Source organism: Streptomyces sp. NPDC044571 (assembly GCF_040647115.1).
In the GTDB taxonomy this organism is placed as follows: domain Bacteria; phylum Actinomycetota; class Actinomycetes; order Streptomycetales; family Streptomycetaceae; genus Streptomyces.
On sequence record NZ_JBEZBN010000006.1, the window covers coordinates 19,185 to 34,005 of the forward strand.

16 protein-coding genes are annotated in these 14,821 nt (G+C 70.6%); 9 read left to right on the forward strand and 7 right to left on the reverse strand.

Annotation, left to right across the window (positions count from 1 at the left end; translation table 11 throughout):
* Positions 1-3: 3 nt before the first annotated feature.
* The 3 genes from AB0B01_RS04735 to AB0B01_RS04745 form a co-directional block, all read right to left on the reverse strand.
* Positions 4-1,215 (reverse strand): ABC transporter permease, encoded by a 1,212-nt coding sequence (locus AB0B01_RS04735; RefSeq protein ID WP_361712897.1) that lies wholly within the window; start codon positions 1,213-1,215, stop codon positions 4-6.
* The gene (locus AB0B01_RS04740; protein WP_361712899.1) at positions 1,212-2,066 is read right to left on the reverse strand and encodes an ATP-binding cassette domain-containing protein; all 855 of its coding nucleotides are present in this window, start codon (positions 2,064-2,066) and stop codon (positions 1,212-1,214) included. Before AB0B01_RS04740 ends, AB0B01_RS04735 begins: the two co-directional genes overlap by 4 nt.
* A gap of 151 nt (positions 2,067-2,217) precedes the next feature.
* Positions 2,218-2,679, reverse strand: coding sequence for a transposase (locus tag AB0B01_RS04745; protein ID WP_361712901.1), 462 nt, complete (start codon positions 2,677-2,679; stop codon positions 2,218-2,220).
* A gap of 467 nt (positions 2,680-3,146) precedes the next feature.
* On the opposite strand from AB0B01_RS04745, the gene AB0B01_RS04750 reads away from it, so the two are divergent.
* Together AB0B01_RS04750 and AB0B01_RS04755 are read left to right on the forward strand one after the other, a co-directional pair.
* Complete coding sequence (locus AB0B01_RS04750) at positions 3,147-3,590, forward strand: hypothetical protein (RefSeq protein WP_361712903.1); 444 nt, start codon at positions 3,147-3,149, stop codon at positions 3,588-3,590.
* Positions 3,587-3,913 carry a transcriptional regulator gene (locus AB0B01_RS04755; protein ID WP_361712905.1) on the forward strand — a complete coding sequence of 109 codons (327 nt, stop codon included), beginning with the start codon at positions 3,587-3,589 and terminating at the stop codon, positions 3,911-3,913. The genes AB0B01_RS04750 and AB0B01_RS04755 overlap by 4 nt, the downstream gene beginning before the upstream one ends.
* Positions 3,914-4,079: 166 nt before the next feature.
* Here the strand turns inward: AB0B01_RS04755 and AB0B01_RS04760 are convergent, their stop codons facing one another.
* The 4 genes from AB0B01_RS04760 to lxmK all read right to left on the reverse strand — a co-directional run bounded on the left by AB0B01_RS04760 (position 4,080) and on the right by lxmK (position 7,203).
* Positions 4,080-4,280 carry an LxmA leader domain family RiPP gene (locus AB0B01_RS04760; RefSeq protein ID WP_329202929.1) on the reverse strand — a complete coding sequence of 67 codons (201 nt, stop codon included), beginning with the start codon at positions 4,278-4,280 and terminating at the stop codon, positions 4,080-4,082.
* Between the two features lie 35 nt (positions 4,281-4,315).
* Complete coding sequence (locus AB0B01_RS04765; RefSeq protein WP_361712907.1) at positions 4,316-4,513, reverse strand: LxmA leader domain family RiPP; 198 nt, start codon at positions 4,511-4,513, stop codon at positions 4,316-4,318.
* A gap of 558 nt (positions 4,514-5,071) precedes the next feature.
* Complete coding sequence (locus AB0B01_RS04770; RefSeq protein ID WP_361712909.1) at positions 5,072-6,046, reverse strand: T3SS effector HopA1 family protein; 975 nt, start codon at positions 6,044-6,046, stop codon at positions 5,072-5,074.
* 5 nt (positions 6,047-6,051) lie between these two features.
* The gene (lxmK, locus tag AB0B01_RS04775; RefSeq protein ID WP_361712911.1) at positions 6,052-7,203 is read right to left on the reverse strand and encodes a class V lanthionine synthetase subunit LxmK; all 1,152 of its coding nucleotides are present in this window, start codon (positions 7,201-7,203) and stop codon (positions 6,052-6,054) included.
* A 192-nt stretch (positions 7,204-7,395) separates the two neighbouring features.
* Between lxmK and AB0B01_RS04780 the strand changes: the two genes are divergently transcribed.
* The 7 genes from AB0B01_RS04780 to AB0B01_RS04810 all read left to right on the forward strand — a co-directional run bounded on the left by AB0B01_RS04780 (position 7,396) and on the right by AB0B01_RS04810 (position 14,747).
* The gene (locus AB0B01_RS04780) at positions 7,396-8,682 is read left to right on the forward strand and encodes a pitrilysin family protein (protein WP_361712913.1); all 1,287 of its coding nucleotides are present in this window, start codon (positions 7,396-7,398) and stop codon (positions 8,680-8,682) included.
* On the forward strand, positions 8,679-9,998 hold the full coding sequence (locus AB0B01_RS04785) for a pitrilysin family protein (protein WP_361712915.1): 1,320 nt from the start codon (positions 8,679-8,681) through the stop codon (positions 9,996-9,998). The genes AB0B01_RS04780 and AB0B01_RS04785 overlap by 4 nt, the downstream gene beginning before the upstream one ends.
* On the forward strand, positions 9,995-10,978 hold the full coding sequence (locus AB0B01_RS04790) for an LLM class flavin-dependent oxidoreductase (RefSeq protein ID WP_361712917.1): 984 nt from the start codon (positions 9,995-9,997) through the stop codon (positions 10,976-10,978). The genes AB0B01_RS04785 and AB0B01_RS04790 overlap by 4 nt, the downstream gene beginning before the upstream one ends.
* Entirely contained in the window at positions 10,971-11,630 is a 660-nt protein-coding gene (locus tag AB0B01_RS04795) for a flavoprotein (RefSeq protein WP_361712919.1), read from the forward strand. Before AB0B01_RS04790 ends, AB0B01_RS04795 begins: the two co-directional genes overlap by 8 nt.
* Positions 11,627-12,610: a hypothetical protein gene (locus tag AB0B01_RS04800; protein WP_361712921.1), complete on the forward strand. Its 984-nt coding sequence runs from the start codon at positions 11,627-11,629 to the stop codon at positions 12,608-12,610. Before AB0B01_RS04795 ends, AB0B01_RS04800 begins: the two co-directional genes overlap by 4 nt.
* 75 nt (positions 12,611-12,685) lie before the next feature.
* A complete protein-coding gene (locus tag AB0B01_RS04805) occupies positions 12,686-12,994 on the forward strand; it encodes a hypothetical protein (RefSeq protein ID WP_361712922.1) in 309 nt (102 codons plus the stop codon).
* Position 12,995: 1 nt separating this feature from the next.
* Positions 12,996-14,747 (forward strand): ABC transporter ATP-binding protein, encoded by a 1,752-nt coding sequence (locus AB0B01_RS04810; RefSeq protein WP_361712923.1) that lies wholly within the window; start codon positions 12,996-12,998, stop codon positions 14,745-14,747.
* Positions 14,748-14,821 lie beyond the last annotated feature (74 nt).

Consider the following 14,821-nt stretch of genomic DNA (forward strand, 5'->3'; position numbering starts at 1 on the left):
GCGTCAGTCGGCGAGGGGCTCCCGGTGGCCGCGCATGGCGACGCTCCAGCGGATGGCCGATCCCATCCTCAGGATCGACCGCTCGTAGACGCGGGCTGCGCCGACCGCCAGGCCGGCCGCCGCAACGGCCATCAAGGCCGCTGCGGCCAGGTTCTCCGTCCACCCCGCGGTGTGCGCGCTCACCTGCAACGGCATGATCAGCATTGAGAACGGCGGTATGTACTGGACAACGCCCACCCACGGGGCCGTCAGGTCCATCGCCGCGGCGACCGCGACACCGTAGGGCACCAGTGTCGCCATCAGGACCGGCATCACGGCTCCCGAGACCTCCTCCGCACGCGAGACCAGGGAGCCGGCGGCGGCGAAGAGGAAGGCGAAGAAGGCGAACCCCAGCACGAACCAGGCCACGGCGGCGGCCATCGTCACCGTCGCGGGGAACGTGGCGGGCAGGACGTGCCCGAAGCGAACCGCGAGGACCACTGACGCTCCGAACAGCGCGGTCTGGAGGAGCGCCGCCGCGCCGATGCCGAGCACCTTGCCCGTCATGAGGCGGAAAGGGGTGAGCGTTGCGAGCAGGACCTCGACGACGCGGGTCGACTTCTCCTCCACCACGCCCTGGGCGACCGTCATCCCGTAGCCGAAGAGCTGGAAGAACAAGATGGTCACGACGCCGAGGGCCGCGCCGAGCCCTGCTCCGCCCGGCACCGGGTCGCCGACGAGTTCGGGGGCCGGAAGGGCCTCGGCCACGAGACCGCGCATCCGTTCCTCGTCGACGTTCTGCTGCTGGAGTGCGCGGGATGTGGCCCAGCGTTCCGCGGCCGCAGCCGCTGCTTCCCGGGCTGCGGACGGGCTGTTGTGCCGGAGGATGAGCCGCGTTCGGTCGCCGTCGGTGACGAGGGCGGCGTCCGCGTCCTTGTCCGTGACCTTCCGGCGGGCGTCGGCGGCGTCCGCGGCGCTTTCCCACCGTGCCGCGTCCCTGCCCGGCGCCCCCGTTGCGAAGGCCGCCACCGGCGTGCCCGCGACCACCACGACGGGCTGGTCTTCGCTGTCCGGGGAGCCGAAGGCGAAGAGGAGCCCGAGGATGACTCCGATGTTCACCAGGGTTCCCACCACGAAGGAGCGGGTGCCGACGCGGGCGTGGATCTCCCGCCAGGTGACCAGCCACACCGCGGTGCGCGCGGATGCCGCGACCGCCGTCTTCTGTGCCGGGCTCATGCCGCCTCCTGCGGTTCGTCGGTGACGGCGGAGCGGAAGAGCTCGGCGAGGGACGGTCGTTGGCGGTGGAAGGCCACGACACGTCCCACCGTCATGGCGTGGTGCAGGAGTCGGTTCTCGTCGAAGCCGTGCGGCAGACCCAGGACGATTCCCGCGCCCTGTCGGTGGGCGGTGAGGCCATCGGCGCCCGGGAGGGATGCGGGCCAGTCGCCGGGGGCGTCGTCGACCTCGATGTAGACGCTGTTGTCGGCGCCGGCGCGGAGTTCCTCCACTGGGCCGCAGGCCACCATCGTCCCCTTGCTCGCGATGCCCACGCGGTCGCAGAGCCGCTCGACGAGGTCGAGCTGATGGCTGGAGAAGAGCACGGGGACCCCCTCGTCCGCCTTGCTCCGCAGGACGCTGCTCATGGTGTCGACGGCCAGTGGGTCGAGGCCGGAGAACGGTTCGTCGAGAAGCAGGAACCGAGGGTCGTGCACCAGGGCGGCGGCCAGCTGCACGCGCTGCTGGTTTCCGAGGCTGAGGGAGTCGACCGCGCGATCGCGGTGCTGCCCGATGTCGAGCCGTTCGGTCCAGGTGTGCATGGCCGTGCGGGCGGCATGCCGGTCCATCCCGTGCAGCCGCGCGAGGTATTCGAGGTGGTTGCCGACGGTCATCCTGGGATAGAGACCGCGTTCTTCCGGCATGTAGCCGAATGAGGTCCGGGTCCTTGCGTCGATGGGGCGTCCGCTCCATCGGACGGCTCCGGCGTCCTTTTCCAGTACCCCGATGATGATGCGCATGGTCGTGGTCTTGCCGGCGCCGTTGCCGCCGACGAAGCCGAACACTTCTCCGGCTCCTACGCTGAATTCCATTTTGTCGAGCGCGACGTGACTGCCGTAACGCTTCGAGATTCCTTCTATTTCAAGTACTGCCTGATCGGATTTCACTCGTCCCCCGTGGAGAACTTTCGTTCTGATGTGCTGTTGGCGTGGGTCAGACGCCTTTGTGTATAGGTGCTGCGGGCTATGCCGATGATCTGGCAGAACCTCGAAACGCTGAGCCCGCATTCGCTCCGTACGGCGTCGAGGTCCGGGAAGGGACCGCATGGTGGTCCACTGCGTTCCGCCGGGCCCTGAGCTGGATGTACACCTCGCCGAGCGCCGTCTTCAGCTCCGTGATCTGGGCGAGCAGGCGGCGTTCCCGCTCGCTGCTCTGACTGACTCCGCCTTCGAGTCCCTGGGTTCCGGAGCTGATGAACTGACGCTTCCAGTTGCCGACCGCCTGTTCCGAGACGCCGACACTGCTGGCTGCCTGCGACACGGACAGGTCGCCGGACAGAATGGTCAGTACGAGCTTCGCCTTCTCTTCTGGAGGTATTACGGGTGGTCTGGGCACGTAGAAACCTCTCCCCCGGTCTGTTTCGTTGTCGTAAAGCGCTGTCCACCGGTGGTCGCCGCGGACCCGACAACGAAGCGTGTGCGCCACATCTTGTTTACGTTCCCCCTGCGCCTGCAAGTTCATTGAGGAAGATCTGAGGAACGCTTCAGAGGGGTCCCGCAGTGCGAGTACCTGATTTCAGACAGCGCGAACAGCCTGCTCCGCCCAATCGAAAAGAGGGCGTCGCAGGCTGGTGTCACCGCATTTTCAGGTTCGGTCGAAACCCCGTCGGTTCCCCCGCACGGGAACGACCGTCGTTCCGGAGAGCGGGTGGCCTTGCGCGGCCCGTGCCGGCGAGGGGTGCTCGCCCACAGGTTCCCCGAGGCTCCGGCCCCCGTTCATGAAAGATCCCCCATCGCGCGGTTCCGGGCGCCCGCGTCGGGACGTGCCCGGTGCGCAGGTGGTCGTCGCCCTCGTTGATCAAGGTCGAGCCTAGGGAGCGCCCGGCCCGACCGGCAAACCGCGCGTCCGAGAAACTACTTGCCTGGCGGGAAAGTAAGTGCCAGGGTGGAGGCATGGAAAACCTTCCCACTCCCGATGAGGCGAACTCGGCTCTCACGGTGGCCGGTTCGGCAAGTCACGCCGCTCGCGGCCCCCGCCCGATGCCCTCCTGGCTTCCCCCGGCGGCCGGCCTGCTGCTCGCCGGAGGGTTCGTCAATTTCGGCTTCGCGTACAAATATCGTGACGAACCGGCCTTCCTCGTCGCGGCCGTCATCTGTCTTGTTCTCTGCCTTCTCGCCGTCGCTTCCACGGTCCGTGCTGGTGGCGTGGTGCCCGCTCCCGCGGGCACCACGCGGGAGCGGACGCTGCGTCAGCTCCCCGCGCTGCTGCCGTTCGTCGCCGGCGGCTTCGGGGCGCTGTTCGCCGGCGTCGTCGGCTGTCTGGCGGTCGCCGGGATCGGTCTGGGGGTACTTGTCTGGTTCCAGCTGGTGCGCTTGAGGAACGGCAGCCCGGCATGATCGGACCGGATCCGCTGCCGCAGCTGGACGCGGTCGTCCAACACCCCAGCAAACTCGCGGTCGTCGCCTTCCTGTCCAGTTGCACGGAGGCCGAGTTCAAGGCGGTGCGCGACGGGCTGGACCTGACCGACTCCGCCCTGAGCAAGATCGTGACCGCCCTGGAGGACGCCGGGTACGTCGCGGTGCGGAAGGGGTACGTGGGCAAACGCCCCCGCACCTGGCTGACGCTGACCGGTACCGGCCGAAGCAATCTCGCCGGCCATCTCTCGGCCTTGCAGCAGATCGCCGATCAGGCCCGGGGGCGTGGCGCTAGCCTGGGCTGAGCCGGGCGCCCCGGACCCGGTACCGCGGGCCGGACGCGCCGGAGCCGCCGTACTTTCCACGCGATCCTCTCGCAGGGAAAGTACGACGGCTCCGGAGAACACGGTCTGGGACCGGTGGATGGAGCCGCCGAATGCCCTTCGGCGGCTCCACCCCGTTCCCAGTGGATCAGCAGCCCGCCGCGTGCGTGATGGACACGCTGGTCAGGACGCCGCTCGCGGCGCTGACGGAGAACGCGGTGCACTCGGGCGAGGAGACCGTGGTGACCGTCAGCGGCGTGGTCGCCGGGGCGTCACCCTGCGCAGTGGCGCCGAACTCCTCGGCGGTGGTGTAAGCGGTGTAACCGGCGATCAGCTGACTGGCGTTCATGGAACTTCTCCTGAGATGTGAGTGGGGTGGGTGGATCAGCAGCCGACGTGGGCGGTGGCGCCCACGGAGGCGGCGCTGACGGCGCTGACGGCGGCACCGCACGCGGGGCTCGAAATGTCGATGAAGCTGAGGATCGACGGCGTGGTCGCCGGGGCGTCACCCTGCGCAGTGCCGCCGAACTCCTCGGCGGTGGTGTAAGCGGTGTAACCGGCGATCAGCTGAGTGGCGTTCACGTCTGGCCTCTCTCGTATGTGCATCGGAATGTGCTTTGCGGGAATCAGTTGACCACGCGGGCCCCGCCCGAAGAAGCCGGAAACTTATGGCTTGGTTCTCTCCGCAAAGCCCTGAGCTGCACATTCTTCGGGACGCCACAACAAATTACGTCCGGCACGACTTTCGATGCGCCGGCCGGGCACCGGCATTCCGGACACGAGAAAGGGACCCGTGCCCACGGGTCCCTTTCTTCGATATCCGCCGTTGTCCTCAATTGCTCGTCGCGCGGCGGACCAGCCTTTCCCACACCTCTAGTTCCGTCCGTGTCTCGTCGAGCCCTCGGGCCAGGGCGTCCGCCTCCTTGGCAAGCACCTCGTACCGGTCCACGGGAGCGCCCGGAGACGTCAGGCCCTGGAGGGCATGAGTCAAGAACGCATCGGCCCACTCCTCCAGACACGGGGAGCACACGCCCAACCGCCGGCAGAGCGCATCGCGCGGCTCCGCACGGGACAGCAGGCTCATGACCGCCCGGATCCGCAGGGCTGCCGACGCGGTCGGACAGCGCAGCACGCGGCGGCCTACGACAGCCCGAGGTCGGGCAGCGGCGGTGAGGCCAGGTTGCGGGCCGGCGCCAACGGGTCGATCCCGGCGTCCCAGAACACCTCCCGCAGCGTGTCCTCCAGACCGACGCCGTCGGGCCGCACCCGGTGCTTGACCATGGCCTGGGCCAGCGCACCGCTTCGGTGTTCACCGAAACTCAGGCCCTGCATCCCGGGACGGGGGTCCTGAGGCTCCCAGGCGACGGCGACGCCGGGCACCACCTGGTGGGCGAATGGCGAGGTGTCCGGACCCAGCCCGTCGAGACCCGACACGCACGCCCCGATCCCCCGAACGGCCGACCAACTCTGCGGGGGCAGGTAGACGACGAGGGCGTCGCGTCGCGGGAACAGCTGGGGACTGGAGGTGATCTTCGCCCGGTACACCAGCCGCCTTTCCTCCAGGTACGTCAGCACCGTGTTCCACACCCGGGGTGCCGCCTCCGCCGAGGTGACGTGGACGTACACACGAAGGGTCTGCGCCCCTCGGCCGACACCTGTGCCCGCCGAGCCGTCGGTCAGGAAGAACCCGGTGGACAGGGCCGGCCGGGCCGCGGGCAGCCGTATCGCCGCAGCGCTCGGCAGCTTCGCGGGAGGCTCGCCCACGAGCGTGTCCGCGGGCAGGAGGACGCGCAGTCCGCCCAGCTCCGCCACGAGCATGCCGTCATCGGTGCGTTCGCGGACGACCGCGTCGGCGAGCGTGTGGGAGTGCGGCATGGCCTCGGTCAGCAGGCGGTCGAACTCCGGATCGCGCAGGCTCCGTGGACGGGTGGTCTCCGCCCTGTCCTTACCCGTGTGTACCAGCTGGTACAGGGTCTGCGACAGCTTCCCCGCCAGCTTGCCGGGCGCGTCTGCCTCCAGGGACTCCGATCCGATCGTCGCGCTCAGTCCGTCGGAGGAGACGGAGATGTCCCGGGCGGTCCGTACGAGGGCGGGAGCGAGGGCATCGGTGGTCATCGGTATCACAGTGCGTCTCCCAGTCCCAGGATGTCGGTGCTGCTCTCGGGCGCCAGCAGGATGCTCCGCCCGATGCCCGCGCCGGCCCGATCGGCGGCGATCACGCGTCCACCGACCATCGCGGTGGCGAGCATGCGGTCGAACATGTGCCACCCGGCGTACGAGGCGGCGCGGATACGCAGCCCGTCGTCCGCGGCCGCGCCGCGCACGGAGCGGTATCCGGCCCAGAAGGCACGCATCCGTGGCCGTAGCCGGTCGAGTTCCCGTACCCCGTGTTCGAGGATCTCCTCGTGGGAGGTCTGCTGGTCGAAGGTGAACCCGGGGGTGTCCCCGATGGAGCGGGGAATGCCGTGGATGGCGGTGTAGAGCCACTCGCCGATGACGGCACCGAGGTCCCGGGCGGGGTCCCCGAGACGGAACTCCTCCCAGTCCGTCAGAAGCAGCCTTTGCGGGGTCAGGAGGAACTGGTCGAGCCTCAGGTCTCCGTGGATCGGCCTGCGGTCCTGCACCGCGGCCTCGGCGGCGCGCAGCTGGTGCAGGGCGTCGACGACCTTCCGGTCGGACTGGATCAGCCTCCAGGTCTCCAGTTCGCCGAACGTCGAGGAGAGCAGGCCCCTCAGGGACACGGCGTTGTGCGGGTGGAGCGGGGGCATCGGATGTGGCGTCGTGTCCAGCAGGCCCGCGTCCGCGGGCAGGGCGTGCAACTCCCCCGTGAGCCGTCCGGCCTGGTGGCTCAACTCCTCGTCGAACGCATCGTCGGCGTTGAGCTCGGACCCGGAACGGGCGTCCTCCAAGAGTTCGAAGACGACGAGCATCGCGTCGGCGTCGGAGCCGAGCAGGGACGGACCGATGAGGGCCGATCCCGGGTGGCGGGCCGCCAGTGCCTCGAAGGCCAGGATGCGGTCGTACCGGCTGCGGGCCTCGGCCGGCTCCGGGCCCCTCAGCCGCTTGACGAAGACGCGTGCGCCCGTCGTCGTCGTACCGGCCCAGTTGTCGTTGCGGCCCACCCGGGACGTCACGTCGTCCGGGTCGAACGCGCCCAGGCCGAGCGCGCCGAGCAACGCCGCGACCTCCGGGACTCCGGCGAGATCGGCGGGGGCGTACCGGGACCGGGTGGGCGCGGATTCCTTGTTGGGAGCTCCTTGGATTCTTGTCACGCGGCGGCACGGTAGGCACTTCCCGTGGATCTCGGCAAGGGCAAAGTATCGGGATAACTTTTCCCGTGCGGGCGCCGTGTCCGTACGACAATTCGCTGCCGCACCGCGGTCGGCCGGGCGTGGTTCTCCTGGGCAAAGTAATGCGCCGGACGGCATTACTTTGGCCTCGCCGCGCATTCCTAGAGTGCCGACATGTCCCGCGCCCCAGTGATCCGCTCAACACTGTCCAACGGCCTGCGCCTCGTGGTGCAGCCGTTGCCCGGCATGCCGTCCGTAGGCGTCGCCGTCCACTACGACGTCGGATTCCGGTCTGAACTTCCGGGCCGGAGCGGATTCGCGCACCTCTTCGAGCACGTGATGTTCCAGGGCAGCGAACACGTCGGGCCGGCCGATCATTTCCGCCACGTCCAAGCCTCGGGCGGGACCGCCAACGGCTCCACCCACCAGGACTACACCGATTTCTACCAGGTGCTGCCCGCATCGGCGCTGGACCGGCTGCTGTTCCTGGAAGCCGACCGGATGAGGGCCCTGCGCATCACCGAGGAGACGCTGCGCACCCAGATCGCCGTGGTCAAGGAGGAGATCCGGCAGTCGGTCACGGACAAGCCCTACGGCGGATTCCCCTGGACCGTGCTGCCCGGGGTCCTCTACCGGGAGTTCCGCAACGCCCACAACGGCTACGGCTCGTTCGGGGACCTGGAGGCCGCCTCGCTGGAGGAGTGTCAGGCGTTCCACGAGACGTACTACACCCCGGCCAACGCGGTCCTGACCATCTGCGGGAACGTCGATCCGCGGCACGCCCTGGACCTGGCGGACCGTCATTTCGGCGGCATCCCGGCCCGCCCCCGCCCCGCGCCTCCGTTCCTCGACGAGCCCGAGCCGGCCGGGGAGCTGCGGGGCGAACACCGTGACCCGCATGCCGTGCTCGCCGCCACTGCTCTCGGCTACCGCCTGCCCGATCCGGCGACTTCGCTGCCCCGGTACCTGAGTCACATGGTGCTGACCCAGATGCTCACCGGACGGGACTCCGCCCGCCTGAGACGGCACACGGCCCACCGGAGCGGGCTCATGACGGATGTCAGCAGCAGCTGCGGACTGTTCGGCCCGCTGCGCGCCCGGTCCCCCGAGACCCTGGTGGTCCTGGCCATGCACCCGCGCACCACACCCGTCGACACGGTCCTCGACGTCCTCGACACCGAGATCGCCGAGCTGGCGGCGAACGGCCCCACTGGGCTGGAGCTTGAGGAGGGCAGAGCACTGGCCTCCGCCGGAACGTGGCGAGGATTCGACAACCTCGTCGTACGGACCCGGGCGCTCGGCACCTACGAGCTGCTCTTCGGGGCCCCGGAACTCGTCGACACCCTGGCCCCACGACTCGCGGCCGTCAGCGCCGACGACATCCGCTCCGCCGCGGCGCACCTCGCGAGAGGCAGGCGCGCCGTGCTGTCCCTCATCACGCCCACGGGAGTCCACCGGTGAACCGCAGCAGCGTGCTCCCCCCGATCGGTCCCCCCGTCCCGGTCGCCCTGCCCCCGCTGGCCGACGTACGCCTGGAGAACGGGCTGCGCGTCATCGCCGCCCGCCACGCCTCCACCCCCATGACGGAGCTGCGACTGGCGATCCCGCTCCACGTGGAGTCGTTCGCCGATGCGGCCGTCCAGGAAGTGTTGGCCGCATCGCTGCTGGGGCACACCGCGGCCGGGGAGCAGGGACCGGCCGACGACGGTCTGGCCGCATCCGGAAGCCTCCTGTCCGCCACTCGCTCCGCGCGGTGGCTCGGCGTCGCCGGCTCCGGCCCCAGCTCGCTCCTTCCTCTGCAACTGGACGTCCTGGCCCGGTCCCTGGCACGCCCTCGTTTCACCGACGACGTGGTCCGCGCGGTCACGGTGCGCGCCCGGGGGCAACTCGCCGCCACGCGCGCGCAGCCCCAACTCATCGCCTCCGAGGCGCTGGTGGAACACCTCTACGGGCCGCTGCCGCAGATGCAGGACGTGCCGCGCGAGGCGGACCTCGCCGCGGTCGGCCACGAACAGGTACGCCTGGCCCACCGCCAGTGCGTACGGCCCGACCGGGCGGCGCTGATCCTGGTGGGCGATCTCGATCCCGACTTGGCCGTGGAGCAGGTGGCCCGAGCCTTCGCGGAGTGGGAAGCGGCCGGCACGACGACGTGGGAGGCGACGGGAGGTCCTCTGCTGCCGCAGCCGCGCGCCCGCACTATCGCCCGGGTGCCCCGACCGGGGGCGACACAGACCCAGATCCGCCTGGTCCGCCCGGGACTCGCCCGCACCGACCCCGGCTTCGCGGCCTTGACGCTGGCCAACATCGTCTTCGGCGGGTACTTCTCCTCGCGCCTGGTCGCGGAGGTCCGCGAACGGCACGGGCTGGCCTACCGGTGCGAGTCGATCTTCCGGGACCACCTCGACCAACTGGTCGTGGCGGTGGAGGCCGACACCGCCACGGAGCACGGCCGCAGGACCCTCGACCACCTGCGGGCGCAACTGCGGCGCATGCGCACGGAACCGCCGACCTCGGCCGAGATCGAGGCGGCCCGGCGGTACGTCACCGGGATGACCGCTCTGGCGGCCTCCTCCCAGCAGGGCTGGGCGAGCAGCCTGATGCTCGCCCTGGCCACCGGGCAGGAGCCCGAGCGCATCAGCCGCATCTTGGACGACTTCACCGCGGTGACCGAGGACGACGTGGCCGCCGCGGCCGGCCGCTTCTTCGATCCCGACGACTTCCACGGCGTCGTCATCGGAGACTCCCCCACCCCCTTCGAGACGGAGAAGTTCCTGTGATCTCCCCGCACACCACGAGCATCGTCTTCCCCGTCCAGCCCACTCAGGTCGCGCAGGTCCTCCCCTTCGCCCAACTGCTCCAGCGGCGCGGCTCGGGACGTCTGTGGCTGGGGCAGTCCCTGGGCGTCGAGACGCACCACGTCTTCGCCGCGCTCGCGGGAGCGGGGATCCGCATCCCCTTCGGTACCTCGGTCGCCCTGGCGGGTCTCCGTCATCCGTACGACGCGGCGGTGCAGGCCCGCTCCGTCGCCCAACTGTCCGGGCTGCCGTTCGTGGCGGGCATCGGCCCGGGAGGGGAGGCGTTCCAGCGCATGGTCCGTACCGCCCCCTTGCCGAAGCCCGTCACCGTCAGCAGCCAGTACATCACCACGATGCGGGAACTGATCGAGAGCCGGGGCGGGGCCGACACCGACGGGCTGGAGCACAGCACGCACGGAGCACTGCCGGTCATGGACGCGCCCCCGGTCGAGCTGGGGCTCGGGGTCCTGCGCCCGGCCATGGCCCGCGCGGCGGGCCGGGTCGCCGATGTCGCCATCACCTGGCTGACTCCACCACGGTTCATCGAGGAGGCACTCGTTCCCGCGCTGGAACAGGGGGCGGCGCAGGCCGAGCGCCCCGTTCCCCGTGTGGCGACCGTTGTCCACGTGGCGGTGCGACGCCCCGGCCGCGACATCGAGGCCATAGCCCACTCCGCGGCCTACGCCCACCTGGGCAGCCCGCACTACACCGACATGCTGCGCCAAGCGGGCGTCCCGGCCGACCCGGCGGACACCAAGGGCGGCGCGGCGCTCCTCGTCTCCTCCGGCACGTTCGTCGCCGGCACCCCCGACGAGATCGCGGACGGCCTCGACCGGTACCGGGCGGCGGGTGTGGGCGAGGTCATCCTCAATGTCTGCGGCGTCTACACCGCTCTCGGCATGGGGGCGGCCATGACGGACATGCAGCAGATCCTCGCCGCGGTGGACGGCCGCCATGCATGAGAACCCCACCGCGGCACCGCCGTTCACCGCCCGCCGGCTGCTCTACGTGGGTACGGGCTCCCTCGGGGTGATGTTCATGCCCATGTGGGTGCACTGGCTCCGCGCCGCCTACCCCGAACTGGCCGTACGCACCATCATCACCCGGTCCGCGACCAAGTTCGTCACGCCGACAGCGCTCTCGGTGTTCGCCGGGCACACTCCGCAGCTCGACTCCTGGACTGAGGAACCCGAGAAGTCCGCAGCCCACGTCGAGATGGCCGAGTGGGCGGACACCGTCATCGTGCATCCCGCCACGTTCCACTTCACCAGCCGCCTGGCGCTCGGAGTGGCGGACACCCCGGTACTGCTCGCGCTGCAGTGCACGCGCGCCCCCATCGTGCTGGCTCCGGCCCTGCCGCCCGGAGCCCTGGCCTCGGCCGCGTGGGAGTCCCACATGGCGGCCCTCGAACGGCGGGCCAACGTCCACGTCGTCCCGCCCCATCCCGGGGTGAGCATCACCACCGGCAAGCCCGATGCGGCGACCGCCGCGCCGCTTCCCGAGGTCCTGCTGGCCGCGGAGCGGCTGCGGGCCGCCGCCGCGGGCGGGGCCACGGACACCGGGGTCGCCACGGAAGGCACGGCGCGGAGCGAGCGGACGGAGCCGAACCCGTGACAGAGCCCGTCCTCGTGGACATGTTCGCGACCGGATTCCAGCGCACGACGATCCACCGGCTCGGCGACGGCACGTTCCTGTGGACGCGCGGCGCCGGCCTGGACCGGCCGACGCCCCTCACCGCGCCCTCCGCTGCGGCCCGGAGTCATGTGGCGTCCCTGGCCCGCCCGGGCCTCCTCACCCTCAGCCTGCCGACCGTGTCCGGGAACGGACTGCGCTACGCGGTCCCGGGCTCGACCACGGCAGCGAAGGTGCTGTGGTCGGAGCCCTCACCGGCCGACAGCGTGCGCCTGGCCGGGGCCATGCGGTCCGTCGGCAAGGTGCTCAGGCTGCTGCACTCCCACCCCGCACCTCCCGGTAGTGCCACCGGAGGCCCTGTCGGACCGGCCCGCTTGGCCGCCTGGATGGACGGCGGGCACGGCCCCCGCGCCGCCGCCCGGATGCACGGCCTGCTGCGTGACGGCGTCGGCGCGACACGCTGGGCCGCGGTCCGCGACTGGTGCCGCGACCTCGCCCGACCCGGTCCGGACGCGACGCTCCTGCACGGTGCGCCGAGCACCGGTTCCCTCGTGCTCCCAGCGGGGCCGGCCCGGCACTCCGCGGACGAGGAGGGACTCACCGACGGGGGCGCCCCGCCTCCGACCGCCGGGGCCCTGCTCATCGGGGAGGAACTGGCCCTCGGTCCGGCCGGGTTCGATCTCGGATGGATGCTCGGCGAGTTGCTGGAACTGCGGATGACCGCCGTCCATCGCCTCGTGCCACGGCCGATCCTCTCCGAGCTGCCAAAGGCGCTGCTCGCCGGCTACGGCGTCCCCGTCGACCCGATCGTCGCGGGGCGGGCGGCGACTTTGCGCATGCTCACCCACGCCCACGACTTCGCCTCATACGTGGGCTGGCACCCCGAGCTCGAACTCTACGCGCGGACCGCGATCCGCTACATCGACACCGACGGGCTGGCCGCACTCGACGGTGGCGTCTGAGCCGGCGGCCGGCCCGCACGCACCCCACCCCCCGCCCCCATTGTCCTCGTCGCCCACCTCCCGAAGGAGCCTCCTGTGAAAACCCACGGCATCAACCTCGTCGTCCTCCACGACCTCGACCCTGTGCGGGCTGCCATCGAGCAGGCCGCCTCCACCGCGGACGAGTCCGAAGCCCCCGGGCTGCGCCGCGCCCTGTCCCTGCTGGACGAGTACCGACACAGCGACACCGACATCAAGATCCGCTGGGCACGCCAGTACCTCGACGAAGCCGGCGTCCCTGCCGGCGACACCAGCGCCCGCACCATCAAGAAGCTTCGCCAGGCCGTTCCGGGTCTCGGCCTCGGCGAAGCGGTCGCTCTGGTCACGCTCGCGGCGGAGCGCTGAGGTGCCGCCGTCCACGAGTCGGCCTCGGGCAAACATCCGCATCGGTGCCGACATCCTCGCCTCGGGCCGGGGCATGCTCGCCGTGGCGTTGCTGCTGGCCCTGGTCTCGACGGCCGGCACCCTGGCCGTGCCGCTGATCGTCAAGGAGGTCATCGACGCGTTCGCCAAGGACGAACCCATCGTCCGCCCCATTCTGATGATGGCGGGTGCGGCGCTCGCCGCAGCGGTGACGCTGGCGGTCTCGGGCTACCTCCTGGCCAGGGTCGGTGAGCACATGATCCTGCGACTGCGCCGCCGTGTCATGGCGCACGCGCTGCGGCTGCCCATGGCCACCCTCCGGGTCCAGGGCATCGGGAACCTCGTGGCCCGGATCACCTCGGACGCCATCCTGCTGCGGGCAGTCATAGACGTGGGAGTCGTACAGCTGCCCCTCGCCGTCCTGACGGTCGTCGCCACCTTGGCGGTCATGGCGTTCCTGGACTGGGCGCTGGTGCTCATCAGCATCGCGTCTTTCGCCGTCGCCGGCATCGCCATCGGGTTCGTCCTGGTGCGCGTCAAGCGCAACGTCGTCGAACAGCAGGGCGCCATGGGCGAACTCGCCCAGCGCTTCACCACCTACCTGTCCGCGCTCACCACCATCAAGGCCTACCGCTTCGAGCGGGGGGCGGCCGACCGGTTGGGCGAGGACGCCCGGCAGCTCACCTCGACCTCCATGGCCGGAGCCCGGCTCCAGTCGTTCATCTCTCCCGTCATGGGGCTGGGGCAGCAGGTCGCCCTGGTCTCGGTGATCGTCGGCGGCGGCGCCCGGATGGCCGACGGCAAGCTGTCCGCCCCGGACTTCGCGGCGTTCCTGCTCTACCTCCTGCAGCTGGTCGGGCCGGTCACAGTGGTCGCCACCGGTATCGGCCGCCTGCAGGCCGGGCTCGCCGCCCGGGTGCGCTTCGAGGAGTTGCTCTCCCTGCCACAGGAATCGGACGACAGGTCCCCGGGAACGCCCCGTCCCGAGCCGGTACCAGGTGCACCGGCAGTCGTCTTCGACTCGGTGTCGTTCTCCTACACCGGTACGACGACCCTCGCCGGGCTCGGATTCAGCGCGCCGCGTACCGGCCTGACGGCCTTCGTGGGACCCTCCGGAGCGGGAAAGACGACAGCCCTCAACCTCATCGACCGCTTCGTGCACCCGGACGGGGGCCGGATATCCGTCCTCGGACACCCCGTGGGGGACTGGCCCCTCGACGATCTGCGCCGCCGCATCGCGTACGTGGACCAGCAGTTCACCCTGCTGGAGGGCTCGGTCCGCGACAACCTGCAGCTCGGGTGCGGTCGTCCGGCCTCCGACTCCGAACTGGCCGAGGCCTTGGCCGCGGTGGGACTGCGGGAGGACATCGAGGCGCTGCCGGACGGCCTGGACACCGTGCTGGGCCGGGAGAACGACCTTTCCGGCGGGCAGCGGCAGCGCTTGGCCCTCGCCCGCGTCCTGCTCACCGACGCCGAGATCGTCCTGATGGACGAGCCCACTTCCCAGATGGACAGCATCAACGAGGAGCGCTTCCGCCAGGTCGTGGACGACATGGCCGCGACCCGGGCCGTCCTGGTCGTCACCCATCGGCTCTCGACCGTGCAAAACGCCGACCACGTCATCATGCTCGCCGCCGGAACAGCGGTGGATGCGGGGACTCACGGCGCCCTCATGGACGAGTGCGCCCCATACCGGGAGCTGGTCACCAGCCAGTCCCTGGTCTCCGCCTCGTAGGCAGCGGGGGCAGCCTTCAGACGCTCGCGAGGAACTCGCGGACCGTGGTGGTGAAGCCCCCGAGGCAGGCCGTG

What these genes read in the sequence shown, in the direction of transcription:
- AB0B01_RS04750 (WP_361712903.1), top strand. Translation starts at nt 3,147, where the DNA reads ATGGAAAACCTTCCCACTCCCGATGAGGCGAACTCGGCTCTCACGGTG.
- AB0B01_RS04760 (WP_329202929.1), bottom strand. Translation starts at nt 4,280, where the DNA reads ATGAACGCCAGTCAGCTGATCGCCGGTTACACCGCTTACACCACCGCC.
- AB0B01_RS04740 (WP_361712899.1), bottom strand. Translation starts at nt 2,066, where the DNA reads ATGGAATTCAGCGTAGGAGCCGGAGAAGTGTTCGGCTTCGTCGGCGGC.
- AB0B01_RS04795 (WP_361712919.1), top strand. Translation starts at nt 10,971, where the DNA reads ATGCATGAGAACCCCACCGCGGCACCGCCGTTCACCGCCCGCCGGCTG.
- AB0B01_RS04735 (WP_361712897.1), bottom strand. Translation starts at nt 1,215, where the DNA reads ATGAGCCCGGCACAGAAGACGGCGGTCGCGGCATCCGCGCGCACCGCG.
- AB0B01_RS04755 (WP_361712905.1), top strand. Translation starts at nt 3,587, where the DNA reads ATGATCGGACCGGATCCGCTGCCGCAGCTGGACGCGGTCGTCCAACAC.
- AB0B01_RS04780 (WP_361712913.1), top strand. Translation starts at nt 7,396, where the DNA reads ATGTCCCGCGCCCCAGTGATCCGCTCAACACTGTCCAACGGCCTGCGC.
- AB0B01_RS04770 (WP_361712909.1), bottom strand. Translation starts at nt 6,046, where the DNA reads ATGACCACCGATGCCCTCGCTCCCGCCCTCGTACGGACCGCCCGGGAC.